This is a genomic window from Aeromonas bivalvium (assembly GCF_000819765.1).
Lineage (GTDB): Bacteria > Pseudomonadota > Gammaproteobacteria > Enterobacterales > Aeromonadaceae > Aeromonas > Aeromonas bivalvium.
In genome coordinates, this window is record NZ_CDBT01000054.1 from 1 (window position 1) to 16,905 (window position 16,905).

General features: G+C 49.8%; 13 protein-coding genes, 1 tRNA gene, 2 pseudogenes and 1 other annotated feature. Of the genes and pseudogenes, 7 read left to right on the forward strand and 9 right to left on the reverse strand.

What is annotated here, in order from left to right:
• Window positions 1–534: pseudogene (locus BN1119_RS14855) on the forward strand (IS5-like element IS5 family transposase); the annotation flags it as partial.
• Window positions 535–679: 145 nt separating this feature from the next.
• On the opposite strand, the pseudogene BN1119_RS20525 reads toward BN1119_RS14855, so the two are convergent.
• From BN1119_RS20525 to BN1119_RS14885, 8 genes and pseudogenes are all read right to left on the reverse strand, one after another.
• Window positions 680–784 (reverse strand): annotated as a pseudogene (locus BN1119_RS20525) (IS630 family transposase); the annotation flags it as partial.
• 382 nt (window positions 785–1,166) lie between these two features.
• Window positions 1,167–2,126 carry a bacteriophage abortive infection AbiH family protein gene (locus BN1119_RS14860; RefSeq protein WP_041999622.1) on the reverse strand — a complete coding sequence of 320 codons (960 nt, stop codon included), beginning with the start codon at window positions 2,124–2,126 and terminating at the stop codon, window positions 1,167–1,169.
• A 1-nt stretch (window position 2,127) separates the two neighbouring features.
• The gene (locus tag BN1119_RS14865) at window positions 2,128–3,228 is read right to left on the reverse strand and encodes a PIN domain-containing protein (protein ID WP_041999625.1); all 1,101 of its coding nucleotides are present in this window, start codon (window positions 3,226–3,228) and stop codon (window positions 2,128–2,130) included.
• A gap of 276 nt (window positions 3,229–3,504) precedes the next feature.
• Window positions 3,505–4,149 (reverse strand): hypothetical protein, encoded by a 645-nt coding sequence (locus BN1119_RS14870; RefSeq protein WP_059167981.1) that lies wholly within the window; start codon window positions 4,147–4,149, stop codon window positions 3,505–3,507.
• Complete coding sequence (locus tag BN1119_RS20530; RefSeq protein WP_094762219.1) at window positions 4,146–7,553, reverse strand: hypothetical protein; 3,408 nt, start codon at window positions 7,551–7,553, stop codon at window positions 4,146–4,148. The genes BN1119_RS14870 and BN1119_RS20530 overlap by 4 nt, the downstream gene beginning before the upstream one ends.
• Complete coding sequence (locus BN1119_RS20190) at window positions 7,550–8,971, reverse strand: tyrosine-type recombinase/integrase (RefSeq protein WP_059167980.1); 1,422 nt, start codon at window positions 8,969–8,971, stop codon at window positions 7,550–7,552. The genes BN1119_RS20530 and BN1119_RS20190 overlap by 4 nt, the downstream gene beginning before the upstream one ends.
• Before the next feature lie 156 nt (window positions 8,972–9,127).
• Window positions 9,128–9,201 (reverse strand) — tRNA-Arg (locus BN1119_RS14880).
• A 159-nt stretch (window positions 9,202–9,360) separates the two neighbouring features.
• Window positions 9,361–10,515 (reverse strand): flagellar assembly protein FlgT, encoded by a 1,155-nt coding sequence (locus BN1119_RS14885; protein WP_042000090.1) that lies wholly within the window; start codon window positions 10,513–10,515, stop codon window positions 9,361–9,363.
• Between the two features lie 158 nt (window positions 10,516–10,673).
• Between BN1119_RS14885 and BN1119_RS14890 the strand changes: the two genes are divergently transcribed.
• Both BN1119_RS14890 and BN1119_RS14895 read left to right on the forward strand, forming a co-directional pair.
• Window positions 10,674–11,294 (forward strand): FlgO family outer membrane protein, encoded by a 621-nt coding sequence (locus BN1119_RS14890; RefSeq protein WP_041999636.1) that lies wholly within the window; start codon window positions 10,674–10,676, stop codon window positions 11,292–11,294.
• A 41-nt stretch (window positions 11,295–11,335) separates the two neighbouring features.
• Window positions 11,336–11,764: an LPP20 family lipoprotein gene (locus BN1119_RS14895; RefSeq protein WP_041999638.1), complete on the forward strand. Its 429-nt coding sequence runs from the start codon at window positions 11,336–11,338 to the stop codon at window positions 11,762–11,764.
• A gap of 106 nt (window positions 11,765–11,870) precedes the next feature.
• Here BN1119_RS14895 and BN1119_RS14900 read toward each other — a convergent pair whose 3' ends face one another.
• Window positions 11,871–13,040, reverse strand: coding sequence for a chorismate mutase (locus tag BN1119_RS14900; protein ID WP_041999641.1), 1,170 nt, complete (start codon window positions 13,038–13,040; stop codon window positions 11,871–11,873).
• A 37-nt stretch (window positions 13,041–13,077) separates the two neighbouring features.
• Window positions 13,078–13,200: a sequence feature (Phe leader region), on the reverse strand.
• Between the two features lie 244 nt (window positions 13,201–13,444).
• Between BN1119_RS14900 and BN1119_RS14905 the strand changes: the two genes are divergently transcribed.
• From BN1119_RS14905 to BN1119_RS14920, 4 genes are all read left to right on the forward strand, one after another.
• Window positions 13,445–14,281, forward strand: a complete 837-nt coding sequence (locus BN1119_RS14905) for an adenine nucleotide alpha-hydrolase family protein (RefSeq protein WP_041999644.1) — start codon at window positions 13,445–13,447, stop codon at window positions 14,279–14,281.
• Between the two features lie 87 nt (window positions 14,282–14,368).
• The gene (locus BN1119_RS14910) at window positions 14,369–14,938 is read left to right on the forward strand and encodes a DUF3157 family protein (protein WP_041999647.1); all 570 of its coding nucleotides are present in this window, start codon (window positions 14,369–14,371) and stop codon (window positions 14,936–14,938) included.
• A 163-nt stretch (window positions 14,939–15,101) separates the two neighbouring features.
• Window positions 15,102–15,725 carry an autotransporter outer membrane beta-barrel domain-containing protein gene (locus BN1119_RS14915; protein ID WP_041999650.1) on the forward strand — a complete coding sequence of 208 codons (624 nt, stop codon included), beginning with the start codon at window positions 15,102–15,104 and terminating at the stop codon, window positions 15,723–15,725.
• A 177-nt stretch (window positions 15,726–15,902) separates the two neighbouring features.
• Complete coding sequence (locus BN1119_RS14920) at window positions 15,903–16,847, forward strand: YbgA family protein (RefSeq protein WP_041999653.1); 945 nt, start codon at window positions 15,903–15,905, stop codon at window positions 16,845–16,847.
• The last annotated feature ends 58 nt before the right edge of the window (window positions 16,848–16,905 follow it).

Below are 16,905 nucleotides of genomic sequence, written 5' to 3' on the forward strand. Positions count from 1 at the left end.
CCCAGCTCGACCAAGAACAAAGAGCAGCAACGCGATCCGGAGATGCATCAGACCAAGAAAGGCAATCAGTGGCACTTTGGCATGAAGGCCCACATTGGTGTCGATGCCAAGAGTGGCCTGACCCACAGCCTAGTCACCACCGCGGCCAACGAGCATGACCTCAATCAGCTGGGTAATCTGCTGCATGGAGAGGAGCAATTTGTCTCAGCCGATGCCGGCTACCAAGGGGCGCCACAGCGCGAGGAGCTGGCCGAGGTGGATGTGGACTGGCTGATCGCCGAGCGCCCCGGCAAGGTAAGAACCTTGAAACAGCATCCACGCAAGAACAAAACGGCCATCAACATCGAATACATGAAAGCCAGCATCCGGGCCAAGGTGGAGCACCCATTTCGCATCATCAAGCGACAGTTCGGCTTCGTGAAAGCCAGATACAAGGGGTTGCTGAAAAACGATAACCAACTGGCGATGTTATTCACGCTGGCCAACCTGTTTCGGGCGGACCAAATGATACGTCAGTGGGAGAGATCTCACTAAAAACTGGGAATAACGCCTTAAATGGCGAAGAAACGGTCTAAATAGGCTGATTCAAGGCATTTACGGAAGAAAAGATCGGCTCAAACTGAAAAAATGAAATGACTGAGTCAGCCGAGAAGAATTTCCCCGCTTATTCGCACCTTCCCAAGATGGCCATCAAGCGACGAGCATGTCCTTTATCACGGGTGGCATGGATGATTTTGTGAATGCGGCGCCGTTGTGGTCGTGGCAGAGGTAGTAGGATAGGCATCAACTCAGTCCTTTGGGTGTGGCTTGTTTTGTTTAGCGACTAATCAGATCGCACAAACTGGACTGAGTTCCCTTCCTCCGGTGATCTACTATTCGGAACAGCTATTTAGATGATTAGCTTTGCAGGCATTCAAGAAATACGCATTTGACCAATATCAAGCAATGTTAACAATCCTTTATTCGTTGTTTAATTCTTGCTGCGTATCAAATAAATCCAGTTAGGGCTGTGATCTACATCACCTTCAACACTAACGAAAAGGCACTGGGATCACAAAAGTAAGTAAATAAGAACCATTTCTAGTTATATGGCTGACTTTATGTCAACGATCTCTGTATGGTGATGGAATTCACCGCAATCGTTAATAATTTTACAGGTTTTTTTCTTATATCTGTTCCATTCTGACAACTACAACGTTAGCTATCCCAAATCCTTTTAGAGTGTCACCGTGTTTTTTCTCATCATCAGGATCATAAAAAGTCACAACCCATTTAGCATCAGGTCTGACTGATTGAACCAACTTCTTGAAGTAAGGTAAATCTACGTCAGCTAATGAGTGACCGAGAACATATACTTCATCAATGTTGCCGAGTTTTGCAAAGAAGTCTTCATTGTTTTTTATGACCTGACCTGTGCCCTTGAAAGTGGCTGAGAAATACTGATTAATAGCATTTTTACCAAGATCGAATGAGTAGTCATATTGATCAGATTGATAATCCATCCAACGTTCTAAGTCTTCATCACTCAATCCTGATGGTGGTTCAGCAGGTTTCTCTTTGAAATTATCAGGGTTAACACCATGACCGAGAAATAACTCATCAACATGTGTATTGGCTTTTCCGTGAATAAATAATATGTTCTCATCGGGGACAGCGTAGTATTGAGAAAGTGTATCTGTGTAGTTGAATGTGAGGTAGACAGCGTCCCTATCAATATTTACTGAACGGCCATTATCAAACATAGGAAACTGCACAGCCAAAATGAACTCTTTGAATGCTTTATACAATTCAGTGGTTAGAAGGCCAAGTATTCTCTCCATTTCAATTAAAAGTGTGTATCTGTCTCGGTCTCTAAAGTCATCTGAGGAATAGTTTGGCATTGCATCCATGTTTGCTTCCAAAACAGAATCTTTATCAAGTAGTGACATACTTGTTTCAAATTCAGACCATAAAGGGTCTGACATTATTGTTGGATAATCTGGGTCTAAGTCAGCAAACCCGTAATAGTCGAGAAGTAGTTCATAAGTTTCCCTGTAGTTTTTTTTGAGATAAAGTCCAAAAGATGTATACCTAGTATCAAGGCCATGATGAACATCAAATCCATTACCTATTACATATAGCTTCATGTTATTCACCATTAATATCTAGTTCTTTGAAGCTAATGACTTTCGAGTCACCATCAGTCAGCTCAAAATATGTGTCTTGGAAGTAAAGCTCTTCAATGTGCGCGTTGGCTTTCAATCCATCTGGATAGGCAAGTGTTAGGTGAGCAGTATATGTTTCTTTGTGTTTTACGATTGACTCATTACTCAAGATTAATACATATTTCTTGTCTTCAGGATCCCAAGGCGAACGGTCATAATCTGAAAATTGGTACTCTGCCGTAACAACCACCTCAAACTCTACTTCGTATTCAGCACGCTCGGCATCGACATTCTGCAAGTTTTTCTTTTCAACATTCAGTGAGTTGATTTCTATAGAATTAATAATATCATCGAAAGGGTCTGCATGTTCATAGTTGAACTCGCCATCTTTTATAGCTTGCAGGGCATCCGCTTTGATTTTTTCTAGGAGTTGTTCGAAAACTTCGTCAGCAAATTCGGCTGGCTCTTTGTACGCTTTGTCGCTTCGAACAATTAAGTCAATTAGGTCATCTACTTTTTCAAGATGAATGAAGTTATCCTCTTTCTCACAGAAGGATTTCATATCGCCGTCGTCACTAACGATATAGACTGCATTCCCTCTAGCCAAGCTCACCTGTTTAATAGCCTCTAGCGCAAATGCATCAGGAAACTCGTGTTTTTTTGACTCTTTACCAAAAGGTGGGCGGTTGTTGAAGTAAGCATCAAATACAAGTTGAGGGTTAACAATGCTTACATTTATTGTTTCAACGTAGCCACTTTCAACAAAATCATCAAATTTCTTACTGACAACAGTATAAATATCCTCGCCTTTAACCTTGGTAAAGATTCCATGACAGTCAAGGTTGGGAGTGTTTCTTAGGAACATCCCATCTCTTTGCATCTTACTTATCATAGAAGCTGCTTCTTCAGATTTTCGTTTAAGATGAGAGTCGATCTCTTTCCTTGTCACATCAGTAATGAGCAAGTGAATTTTCTCATCCTCAATTAGTTCTTGAAGACGACCAAGGGCATATTGCCCAAATTGATAGTTTTTCTTTTCAAAAGCACTTGTATCTATAAAAGCTAGCCTTGTCTGTAATTCCATAGTCAATACCTTGAATACATGCTGTAAATTGCCAAAAAATAAATTAACAAAACAATCAATTTACTAAAAACCAAATGCATATTAATTCATTGCCAAATTTTGGACAAGTAACAAATTAGCAAGGTGTGATGAGGAATTACTTTAAATTATTATGGTTATTTCCGATGTTGCAAACGGCTTCAACTTGATACCAAAGGAAGGGCGCACGAAACACGAAAGTAGCGTAAACAAGACACCGGTTTAAGACCGGTGTCAGGTGATAGAGAGGTCTATATTCTATATTTTCTTCGCTAACCATTTAAAGAATTTCGGGAACTTTGATTTGCTAATAATTGCTTCATCACTCTCCCAGTCATAAATAACACCATCTTTTAATTCAAATTTTATATATTCAAGCTTTAAAATCAATTTATAAAGCTCATTGAATAAGTCCTCGTAGGTTTCCCCTCCTGAAACTTCGATCTTTTCTACTCTGGATTTTTGTATCGAATATTTCTCTGAGTATTCAAGTGCTAAACGTTTTTCAAGTAGAGCATCAGCCTCATTAAGCTTCCTTGTTAGCTCTTTTATTATGAGCTCCTTCTCCTCAATTTGCTTTTGTAAGCTGCGCTGGACAATATTAAACTCAATTGCAAGGTCTTTTTTGTGGGCAACTGTTTCAGGACTTACTTTCACAAGATATTTGATTAATATATCGTCATATTTTTTATTTCTACGTATGGTTGAGCTAGCAACAGGTTGGCCTTCCTCTTCGCTAAGTTTTTTAGCCACGTATTCACTTAGTTTTGTCCTGTTAGGGAATTTTACTTTAAGAGGAATTAGCTCCATTAATATTTTTGAGATTCTTTCTGCCCGAGCATCAGTGGTCTCGGAATAATATGCTTGTAGTGATTTAGCCTTGTCTTTATTAGATATTTTCATTTAAACTCACCAATTTTGATGCTTGAGGTAATCAAAGCTGGATTTGTTAGCTTTTTAGCCAGTTGAGTTTCACTTATTTTATTCGTGTTACATATAATCTTAATTAACCGAAGGGCTACTTCCGCTTCGCTATTTGAGTTATCTTCCAGTATTTCAATAGCTTCAATGTTCTTATTCATAAGAGCAGTAAGTTGGCGATTAAGCTTGCTCGCTTCTCGCTCAAGCTTGGGGGAGGTCATTGTACTAACACCATCTGACTCTATGAGTCTATCAATGATGTTTTGCCCCGAAAAAGAACCTGATATATGTTTCACCAATTTATCATTTTTTGAGCCAGTATAGAAATTACGAGAGTTAATATGGGTGGACAAAAACTGATGCCGCGCATACCATCCACTGACTGATTTTATAATTAATTGCCTGTCCCTTTTTAGGCTCTCTTTTTCTGCATCCAGGAGATTTGATCCATTTTTTATTTGCTTGGTTATATCTACTGCAATATCTCCAAGCCTTTTCAATTCAACGCCAATAGCAACCGCATGGTCACAGCAGATGATAGCGTAAGGACAGATGGCACAACACTTTTCACCAGCTAGGGCGGCTATGACATCTTTAGGGCATTCATTATTAAATGGACATATGTGTGTTCTGTTGAATGATATTTCGTTTGCTGATGCTTGAGATAGTGTCTCTATAGGTGAGCGCATACCGCTAACTGCGATTGAAGACATACTGTGGCAACCGAAGTCGTTGATGGCTGTACCTTGTTCATGCCTTTTTAGGTATTCGTTTTCATCAACTCGAATTTCATTGATAGACGCAATCCTGGCAGTTTCATTGCGACTCTGATCTAGAATTGATGGGGGGAATTGCTTTTTAAGACCACTTGCATCATGAATTGATCTGATTAAAGCGGATTCCTCATGTGTGTTTATTGTGTAATACCCTACAACTTTTTCTGATTGTCCGGTACAAATCTCACCTACCGCTTTTGGGCTCGCCAGCACGGAACAAACACTGTCAAAAGTGACCCTGAGAGAATGTGGAGTCCATATTACTGCACGCTTAAGTGGAGTGAATGCATGTCCTACTCCAGTGGACTTGTTTCTCAATGTTGCTGTGTAGTCTTGTTCCGCATGAACAAAGTTCTTCGTGTTTCTAAACGTTGCCTGGTTTGCATACAATGGAAGCCAATATAGTGAAGATTCAAAGTCTATTGGTTCTTGATTTTCCAGCATCATTTTTTTGTTATGTGCTAGAAGGCACTTTTCAAACTCAAGCAGTAAATGCAACAAGAAATTGCTTTCAGGGATTTTTTTGCCGCTACTATAATGGGTGAGATTTGCCTTAGTTCTTTGTAATAATGGTAGGATCTTAGGCCACTTTGAAGAGCTCTCTCCTTTATAATCGATTGGTTCATTAAAGCCTACCTTATTAACTTTCATTCTTAGCCGTGCAGCTCGATCTAGGAGGCGCATTACATGACCTGGAATTTGGCTTGTATATGGTTCTGTCTTCGCCTTATCGGTGTTGACGTATAAGTCTACAAAATCGTCATCTGTATATTCATTTTTACAGTATTGAGAATAATTTCTGACATCCAACCATAGGATATTTGAGTCTCTCAAACCGCTCCATGCCATTACAGTCATGTTTACCAGTCCATGATACTGCGTAAACTTAACAGGGTCTTTCCAGTCTTCAATATCAAAATCTTGTAACCAGAGTGCATTAAACTCCTCTATATGAACCTTGTGTTCTAACCACTCGATAGTTTTATTAACCTTGAAGTTATGTTTGTTTTTTCCTTTATTAAAAATGACATTCTCTGCATTCTCTAGAACAACTTTTGTTACTTCGCAGAGATACATACGAAGCAATACCCAATAGTCCAAACTAATCTTTTCTTTTACGGTGTGTTTATATGAGTATCCCTTGTGTGAATCTTTATCGAAATCAGAAATCGGGTTTGACTCCAATTTGCATGCAGGAACTCCTGAAAACTTAGCAATTACATAGTCAAAATATCTCTGAATGCCAGCTATAGTATCTCGTCCAGCATTGGTTTTTAAATAGCCTTTAGATGCACTCTTTTCTTCTGTGATTGCGTAGATGTAATCTAATAGTCCAACTGGATAGATTGTGGCTTCATGCTCACCAAAATGTACATGCTCCATTGTCTGGGATTGTGATACGAAAACAAAACTTAGAAATTCTGACGGAGATGATGGATATTTAATAGGTGTGTTTGGATGACTTCTAAAAAAAGTAGGAAGGTAGTCAAAGAGATAAGAATTTAGGTATGCCAGTCTAGATTCGTGTATTTTTTTTGTTCCTGATTCGGTTGCTGATGCCACGAAATCTAGTTGAGTCTTCTTCCAATAATTATCCTGTGATAATTCAGAGGGCCGAAAGCTAGACAAACTATCTCTAACCGAAAATGTATATTCACCAAATGAAATTACGGAAATTTCTCGAAGGGCTGTTTCAATTTCATATTCTTGCGCATTAATATTATTGTTAGTTAACTTTTTTACATCACTGGCGGTTGATGTAACTTTGATAAGATTTTTTTCCTTATTTTTATCCAAAGGTGATTCTATGACAAATGAGTTCCTAGCTATTGCTTTTTCATATTCTGTGCTCAATGTGGAACCGTTTGCTGAATCTAACATCTCCAAAATAATTAAGTACGTGACAGTGCTTATTTTGTTTTGAAGATCATTGGTTGATATGTAGTACCTAGCAGCTTCTTCATTAGCATTATAATATTCGATTAGAATATCTACGGAAACGCTATCCAATGAACTGGTTTTAGAGTATGTTAACGCCTCTATCATATTCATTGCCGCACGCTGCCTAGTTGAGCGCTTATCATTGCTTAAATCATCTATGAAAGGTCTATATTTTTCAGGTAAAAACTCTCTTAGCTCTGCATATCTAGGAGGCGTGGATGCCATGTAAACATGAGCCACACTGCTAACAATTAAACCTCGCACATAGAACCATCTAAATACATTTGGTGTCGCAGGGAGGTGTATTTGATGCCCGAAGCGTAGAGAAATATGCCCTTCAAATGAAAGATGGATAAACAGAAAGCTAATGATCAGGTAGATCATCGAGTCTGCTTTTTGACCATGAGTATGGTTCACTCCAATGAACCTGACCATATTTATTTTGTTTTCTATTGAGCTATCATTCTTTTTGAAATACAGTGATACGTCTTCAATGTGTTTAAGCCAGTTATATCCTCTAAGGCTTGCCAATACTAACTTTGCAAGGTATTCACTACGACAGTTATTCCAGTCATATTCATAATCTTCATCAAACGCTTGCTGCAACCATTTTTCAGCACAAGCGGTTGCATCATTAATATTTGTTATGATTTTTGTATCAACTCTCATGACTTAGTTCCCGCAATCAGATCTGAAATGATTTTTTGTTTATGTTCCAAAAGCATATTTTTGTCACTGTTAATTGATTTGTTTTGCAAAACAAGATTAGCTAATCTCATTTTTTCTTGAGCTACTATTTTGTCTGTAACTGCATATTTTTTTGTTGATTCAATATTTGCATGCCCCATCATATTTTGGACTTCGAGAAGACTAAAAGAGTGTCCATCTGCTGTTCTATGGAAATTTAATAGCCAGTATCCGTAGAAGTGACGGAGTGAATGTAATGTATATCTTTTATCTATATTGTTTTTTAATGGACATTCTATAGTCTCTTGAATCTTTTTAAACGAACTCCCTCTATTAGATCTAGACGTTGCGAAAAGCGGTCTGCCACGGCTGCGGTTTGAATTAGTAACAAATAGATAGTTATGTTCGAGACCTTTTGGTCTTTCAAGTCGAAGGTATTTTGTGATGGACTCAAAAAATATTTTATTGAATGGATAAATAAAGTAAGCTTCTTCTGTCTCTCTTCCCTTAAAGGATAATCTATTTATATCTTCATCCTTTATGCCTTCGAAGCACTCGATTCGATTGCGATAAGAGAAAACGTTGAGAGTTTCATTCACTATATCGACATCTGTAACAAGAAGCTGTGTCGCCTCACTGACCCGCAGACCAGTTCCAAACATCAGTGCCCATAGGGCTCTATCTCGGTAGGTCGGGGCTGCATCAAGGAGCGGCTCTATATGTGATACAGGGAAGTATTTGTATTCAGCCGTATGTCCGCCTTTTGGCAAGGCTTTAATGCTAAATAAACGAGTTTTTGTGTACTTTGCTCCACCGCGCATTACCTGGCAAAGAACGGATTGCTGTTGTAATCGCTTTCGCTCTGAAAGGCTTAATTTTCTTCGTGTAAGCAATTCTGCATGGATGTTCTCTGAGGGAACATCTATGTCAATGAGACCTAGCATTTTGGCCTCTTTGAGTTTTTGGTGAGCGTTAGCAGATGCGTCAATAAAGCCGTTCACAGAGCTCAGATTGCGATTGGCACTCTGTGGCTTGATTGGGGTATGGCCTGTAGCTGTAGCCGTGTCTCGCGCGATTGGTGCTGACGAATTGCTGCCGAGTGTCAGGTAATCAGGGTAGGACAGTATGATCTCTGCAAGTAGTGTGCTGTCGGTCTTCGCTCTTTGCTCAAAGAACAACTCCTGAGCGTTGATTACGTATTCAAGGAAAACCTTAAGGTCAGCAGCAATTGCATCAATTGTGTTCTGGGAACGCTTCTGATTGGCTACTTGCTCAGAAATTATTTTATGCAAATAGTCTGCATAGAAAGGGATGCTCTCTCCAGTCTCTGTGTCTAGAAGGTCATACCCCTTCATTCCAAGAGAGCCAATGCCAATTGCGACCTTTGCAAGTTTGCGCACCAAATCACCTTTGCACGTATCATTATGGAGTGCAATAGTAGTTTGCTTGTGCTCTTAGTGCAATAGATGAGCTGATAGATAAAAAAAAGGTGATACGCGTTTAAGCGAATCACCTTTACTTTTTCCATACAACGCATTGTTTTATGGAGGAAAATTCCGAGACGGTGGGGCACGATCCCACAACCTTCCCCTTAGGAGGGGGATGCTCTATCCAATTGAGCTACGCCTCGATAACAACCTACTCTATCATGTTTTCTATCGCACTAAAACCTATAGTACATAAGAACCAGTGGCCTGTCCCTTAGGAGGGGACCGCTCTATCCAGCTGAGCTACGGGAGCGAGTGGCGTGCATTATACAAAAAGAATCGCGCTTTTAAACTCTTGATTTCTATTCCAATAGGGCAAAATCGCCCACCTGGATGTTAAATGGCGAATATTTGTTCCGTGTCGCTATGATGGCGCCGTCGTCAAACAGCTGTACCACCTCGAACAGGCCGCTGGCGGGATTGCGCTGCATGCGGGCCTTGCCGTAGGGATCGGTGAAGTCGGCGCTGTGCTGGATGCGGAACTGATCCCCGAGCTTGACCCCGTTGCGCCGCCCCAGGTTGATGTGGGGGCCGCGCTCGCCCACGGCGACGATGCGGGCGGTGACCGGGGCGCAGCCGAGCTGGGCCTGGATGTCCTGCACCGCCTCCTTGAGCTGATAGTCCACCTCCTGGCCGTAGCTGGAGTGCCAGAACAGGCTGCTGTCGCTGCCGACCCGCTCCTGCTTGGCGAAGGTCCAGTCGGCCCGTCCCTCATACTCCTTGCGCCCCATCAGGGTGCCGTTGATGCCGTCAAACAGGTAGAGCTGCATGCGAAAGCTGCGGACCGGGTCTTGATACCAGCTGGTCAGCCGGTTGCCCTGGGGCTCGAGGGAGAGATCGTCCAGGCTGCCGAGCACCAGGTACTGGCTGTCGGTGCGAAGGCTCAGGGCCTTGATCTCCTCGAGGGCGCTGCGATCCCCCTGCTGCAGGTGCAGGGGGTCGATGGCGAGGTTCTCGTCGAGCCATTGATGGGCCAGCACCCCCTGGGGCAGGGCGGCCAGCTTCTCGAACAGGCGGCGTGACAGGCTGGCCGGCAGATCGTCGAGGGCGCCATAGCTGGCCTGCTCGGGGTGGCGCAGCCGCAGCCGTATCAGCGTCAAATCCTTGGCGTAGTGCTGGCTCTGGCAGAGCTGGCGCTCGGCCTGGATATCGGCCTGCACCGTGATGTACATGCGGCCGTTGCGCACCTCTTCCCGCTTGAGGCGGTATTGGCGGATGTCGCCGCCCGAGCGGATCTGGATCTGCTCGGATCTCAGGCTGCCGTTTTCCAGGCGCTGCACGCTGGAGACGGCGGCGCCGCTGGCCAGCAGGGCCTGGCGCAGGGCATCCCGGGTGGCCTGCTCGCGGGCATAGGCCTCGTCACCCCCCAGGATGGCGGCGCTGCCCTGGGCTTCGATCAGTTCCGCCCGGGCGCCGCCGGTGGCCAGCAGCAGGGCGATGAGCAGCGGTATCTTGATGCGTGTCATAACATGAACCTTGCAGGGGCAGGGAGATCCCGTGCCGACTCGGGTGTGGATATTGCCGAGAAGAAAGCAAGAGTCGTGCCTTATTCCCCACTCAAGCTTTGCCGGCCTCGTCCGATAACTGGTGAGACGCAGAGACAGGAACCTTATCCATGAACAAATTGATCACGGCATTGGCCCTTACCCTGGCCTTGTCTGCCTGTGGTTCCGACCCCATCAACCGCAAGGTGGGGGATCCCCGCCAGGCCGCGCCCGGCATGGAGTTGAACTGGCTGGTGGCCCGGCTGACGGATCAGCTGATGGAGCGCAAGTCCCTCTCCACCCTGACCGAACCCATCGCCGTCGCCTCCTTCGTCGATCTCGACACCCTGAAAGACACCAACTGGATGGGCCAGCAGATCGAGGAGAGCTTCATCTACGAGCTGAACCGGCGCGGCGAGGTGGTGGTGGACTTCAAGACCACGGGCAGCATCCAGGTGACCCCCCAGGGGGATTTCGTGATGAGCCGCAACTACAAGGATCTTTCCGCCAGGCTGCCCATCTCCCGCATCCTGACCGGCACCTTCAGCCGCAACAAGCAGGGGATCCTGGTCAATGCCCGCATCATAGACCTGCGAACCAGGATGGTGGAGACCACGGCCCAGAGCCTGATCCCCCAGCAGTATCTGACGGGGGCCAATAATTCGTTCGGACGAGCCTCGGTCAACCGTGGCTTGTTGCAGCGCGGCTCCGGGGCCAGCCCCCAGGGCCATCTGGTCAATCTGGTCCCCTGAGCGCCCAGGCGCCCGTGACCCACAGAGAGGAAGCAGACAAGATGAAGACCCTGTTTGGATGCCTGTTCGCCCTGCTGCTCACCGGCTGCAGCGGCAACCGCGTGGTGGAGTATGGTAACAGTGCCAGCGAGCCGGATGACTTTCCCGTGCTGAGGGCGGTGGGCTATGGGGTGATCGACATCCAGCCCGGCCCCTCCCAGGCGGAGAAGATGCTGCAGGCCATCCGCGCCTCCAAGATGGATGCCTATCGGGAGCTGGCGGAGCAGCTCAACGGCCAGCAGGTGAGCGGTCGCAGCAGCTACAAGGATCTGACCCAGACCGCCAACACCCTGGACGTGTCTGTGGCCGGCATGGTACGTGGCGCCCGTGTGGTGGCGAGCTACCCTCGCGGCAACACCTATGCCACCGAGCTCGAGCTCGACACCCGCAACCTCTATCACCTCAACCAGCTGATGGCGGGGCAGTTCTAGTCCCCGGGATTTCCGGATACAGCAAAACAGCGGCGGCCCCAGGGCCGCCGCTGTTGTTTGCGTCGATGGCTCGCGCCAGCGGCGGCAGGGGATTGCCGCCCGCAACCTAGCCCAGGATGACGGGGGGCACGGCGGTGGGTTTGACATCCTCGCTCGGGTAGCAGCCCAGCACCTTGATGTAGCGGGTGATCTGGGTCAGCTCCACCAGGGCGGCCTGCATCTCGGCGCTCTGCAGGTTGGCGGAGACATCCAGGTAGAACATCTCCTCCCAGGGATTGCCCTGCACCGGACGGGATTCCAGCTTGGTCATGTTGATGCTGTTGTTGCGCAGCACCAGCAGCGCCTCCACCAGGGAGCCCGGTTTTTGCGAGGTGGACATGATGAGGGTGGTCTTGGCCGGGATCTGGGGGGCCACGTCTATGGGCTTGCGCGCCACCACGATGAAGCGGCTGTAGTTCTCCTTCTGGTTGGCGAGCTGCTCGGCCAGCACCGTCAGGCCGTACAGCTCGCCGCCGTCCGCGCTGCCGATGGCGGCCGCCTCCGGGCTCCCCAGCTCCTTGACCTTCATCATGGCGCTGGAAGAGGAGTCGCAGATCTCGTGGCGCGCCCCCTCCAGCTTGCTCAGGTAATGGGAGCACTGCTGAAACACCTGGGGATGGGCGTAGAAGGTCTTGATGCGGGACAGGTCGGTCGGCACCGCGGTCAGCACGCAGTGCTCAATCGGATAAGTCAGCTCACCGACGATGGAGAGGCTGGTGTGCTGCATCACGTCATACACCTCGTTGATGGAGCCCGAACTGGTGTTCTCGATGGGCAGCACCCCGAAGGCGGCGCGTCCCGATTCGACCGAGTCGAGCACCTCGCGAAAATTCTGGCAGTTCACCTCGACCACCTGATCCTTGTAGCGGGCCAGATACTTGCGGGCGGCCAGGCTGGAGTAGGAGCCGCGCGGTCCCAGGTAGGCGACGCTGGTCATGGGCTCTTGCTGCTCCGGGTTGAGCAGCCCTTGCAGGTAAGCCTGCTGGGAGAGTACGGAGTCTTCGATGATGGTGTGATAGAGGCGGGTGACATATTGGGCGTCCAGGCCCAGGGCGCGCCCTTTCTGGATCAGGGCGACCAGCAGATCCTGCTCGCGCTGGTGGTCGCGGATGGGGCGGGGATTGGCCTGCTTGGCACGGGCGACCGCTATGCTCAGGGTCTTGCGCTTGGCCAGCAGGGCCAGCAGCTCCTGATCCAACTGGGTGATGTCCTGCCTGATGTCGTCTAGGGTTGCCATGTTACTTACCTGTCCAGATATGTCATTGATGATATGCGTAAAAAAGCCTCCGCTAGGGAGGCTCGATTCGTCTTTGGTTTCCGGTTTATACGACGAGTGGGCCTTCCCTCAGCTGGGCCGGATAAACGAGAAACGAAAGAAGAATAGTGAAAGCATGGAATAACCCTGAAATGTCAATGCCCTAGCTTTAAGGGATTTGCCGCCCTGATGCAAGTAAAAGTTGCCAGTCGGGGGAGGCGGGTCCTCCCGGTTGCCGGCATTCTGTCCGGGAAACGGGAAGAATTGATCTGGATCATGATTAATAGCCGTAGGCGATGGAAATGCTGATTTTCTCATGTTTCATTTATGGTCAGTTCAGCTTGATGGTCGCAAGATGGGCCCCTGCATTCACTATCGGGGCATCCATGGATACCAAGATCGTTGTACTGAATCAGGGATATGATCAGACGTTTCAGGCCAGGGAGCAGCGCCTCATCGAGACCTTGGCCGGCCACGGCGAGCTGGTCATCTCTTTTTCGGGACGGTTGGAATCCTGCTACGCCATGGAGCTGTGCCGTGCCGGCGGGGTGCGCGTGCGCGCCCTGACCCTGGACAACCCGCTGCTGAGCCGACGGGAACTGGCCCGGGCCCGTCGCTACTGTTTGCACCACGGCCTGGAGCAGAGGGTCATCAAGACCCAGGAGATGCTGTTTTGCGACGCGGGCCAGCTGCCCCCCGGGGCGCGGGATCCGCTGCAGCTGCTGGAGGAGGCCAGGGGCAAGCAGACGGACTGGGCCGCCCTGCCGCTGCTGATCCCGGCCTCGTTCGAGGAGATGCAGGCCTACCTCGGCCGCTTTGGGCCGCTGCCGGGCCACACCCTCTGGCCGTTCGCCGAGCAGGGCATGTCCCATCGGGACTTTCGTTACGGTTTTCATCGCCGGGAGCTGGATCGCTGGGGCAAGACCAGCGGCGGTTACCTCAATCGCCGTTTCCAGGATCTCAGCCGGATCGAAAGTCACCAGGTGCAGATGATCGACATGGCGGAGCAGCTTTTGGCCGACATGGGGTTTGACGAGGCCCAGGTCTTCTTCCATCCCCTGGGAGAAGAGCATGTTGCCCTGGCCCGCATCCGCCTGCCGGCGCATCAGCGTGCCCACGGTTTCGATCGTCAGCAAGATATCTACCGCGCCCTCAAGGGGATGGCGTTCGACCATGTGACCCTGGATCTCGTCCAGCCCCAGCGCCACGAGATCAAGGGTTGAGGGCGGCTCTGTGAGCGGCATCATAGGCAAGGAGGGGGCGACTGTTTATACTGACGCCCCTTTTTGTCTCTGCCCAACAGGAATGCCATGAAAGCCCTTCCCCTGCTACTGCTCCTCTCCCTCGGCCCCGTGCTGGCCCAGGCCGCCCCGCTCACCCAGGTGACCCTGGCCGATGGCCGGGTGGTGCAGCTCAATGATGACTTCAGCTGGGAGTATCTGCTGGTCAAGCCGGCCAGTGTCGCCAGCACGGCCGTCGGCGTGCAAGCGCAGAGCGCCCCACGGACGGTGGCCGCCCCTGTCTTGACCGAGCAGGCCCTGGCCAACCCCGCCTTGCTGAGCGAGGCCGCTCGGGATGGCGTCCAGGTTCGTCTGGACCGGCTGGAGACGGGGGACACCTATCGGCTGCGCTTCATGGTGCACAACACCGGCAGCCGCAACGTGGTGGGGGTGCGCGGTCACGTCAGTCTGTTCGACCGGCAGGGAGTCCAGCTCTCGCGCCAGGAGGCCCGTTTCTGGGTCGCCGAGAATCGCCTGCCGGAGACCTATCTGCGCAAGGGGGAGGATCGTCCCTCCCTCGAGGTAGAGATGGCGAAACCGGCCGGGCAGGGGGAGCGGCCCCTGGTGCGGGTCGAGATCGAGGAAGTGGTGTTTCGCTAAGGGTCGACAAACCTCCTGCGGGAGGTTTTTTATTTATTGAAACAGTAGGTTACGACAGACAGAAACAGTTGCTTACATCTGACATGGTTTGGCAACAGCTTGTCCCTCGGCATTTTTCGGGGGGCTCGGCACAATGGCTCCATCTCAACGAGGAGTCATCACAATGAAAAAAATCACGCTTTCCATCATGGCCCTGGCCGCCTGCTCTTCCGCCTCCGTCATGGCGCAGGATGCGTTCAGCTATGCCAAGGGTGCCGCTATCTGGACCCATACCCAGTCCGACTTCATCGGTGGCAAGGACAGCGACAACCGCGATTTCGGCGGCCTGAGCCTGGATCTCTCCAAGAGCTTCGGCTCCAACTTCTACGGCCGACTCGGCTCAGAATACAGCTCCCGCAACAGCGGCAATGACAGCATGGCCATCTCCAACCTGGGGGTAGGGGTGTTCACGCCCCTCAGCACCGGCCTGAACCTGTACGGTGAGACCGGCCTGATGGGCTACAGCCTGGAGCGCGAGCTGAGCCATGATGTCGATGGCTGGGACTCGGTGGCGCGCAAGAAGAGCGGCAGCCTGTACGGTGAAGTGGGCCTGCGTTACGACCTGGGTCAGGTGGAGCTCTCCACCGCCTATCGCTACGCCAACATGACCGACGACATGCAGGACTTCAAGGTGGGCGGCGCCTACAAGCTGACCCAGAACCTGGCCCTGACCGCCGACTACACCTATCGTCGCTGGGATCTGCAGCAAGGCTCCATCACCAGCCTGGGGGTGAAGTACAACTTCTGATCCCCGTCCCCTTCCTGCATACCCCTGCTCCTGCCCATGACGCCGTCATGGGCTTTTTTCATGTTCCTGTGATCCTGTGTTCGCTGCGGCATCGTATCGGTTGGCAATAGTTATACAACTTCCATTTCTTTGTATAACTGCTATAACTGAGTCAATACTTATACAAGGAGCGCCATCATGTACAAGATCAAGGTCGGTATCAGTGCCTGTCTGCTGGGCCAGGAAGTCCGGTTCGACGGGGGCCACAAACGCTCCAGCTTCTGCGAACGGGACCTTGGCGCTCACTTCGACTATCACCCCGTCTGCCCCGAGATGGCCATTGGCCTTGGCGCGCCCCGCGCCGCCATCCGCCTGGTGAAACGCCAGGGGGAGGTGCGGGCCGAGGCGAGCAACGGCAGCTTCGACGTCACGGAGAAATTGATCGCCTTCAGCGAGCAGAAGGTACGTCAGCTCGATTTTCTCTCCGGCTACATTCTTTGCGCCAAATCCCCCAGCTGCGGCATGGAGCGGGTGCGCATCTATGGCGCCAACAACGAGGGGAGCGCCAAGGAGGGGGTCGGCCTCTTCGCCAAGGCGTTGATGGAGGCCAACCCCCTGCTGCCGGTGGAAGAAGACGGCCGCCTGTGCGACCCCATACTGAGGGAGAACTTCGTGCTGCGGGTCTTCGCCTATCACGACTGGCAGCAGCTCTGCGCCCGGGGGATCACCGCCTCTGCCCTGATCCGCTTTCATTCCCGCTACAAGTATCTGGTGCTCTCCCACGCCACCAGCCACTACCGCACTCTCGGCAAGCTGCTGGGCAACCTCGGCAAGGCCAACCTGCAGCAGGTGGCGGACAGTTACATCCAGGGCCTGATGGCGGCCCTGCGTCTTCGGGCCAACCGTCGCAGCCACACCAATGTGCTGATGCACCTGCAGGGCTACTTCAAGCGGGTGCTGACCCCGGCCCAGAAGCAGGAGCTGTGTGACACCATCGACAAGTACCGCACCGGGGTCTTCCCGCTGCTGGTGCCCCTTACCCTGATCCGCCATTACCTGCGCGAGTACCCCAATGCCTACTTGTCCGAGCAGGTCTATCTCAACCCGCATCCCGATACGCTCAAACTGCGTTACGGGCTTTGAACACCCTGTGCAGGCCCCGGCGGATGGCCGGGGCCTCTTTCCCAATGTCTGATGGACC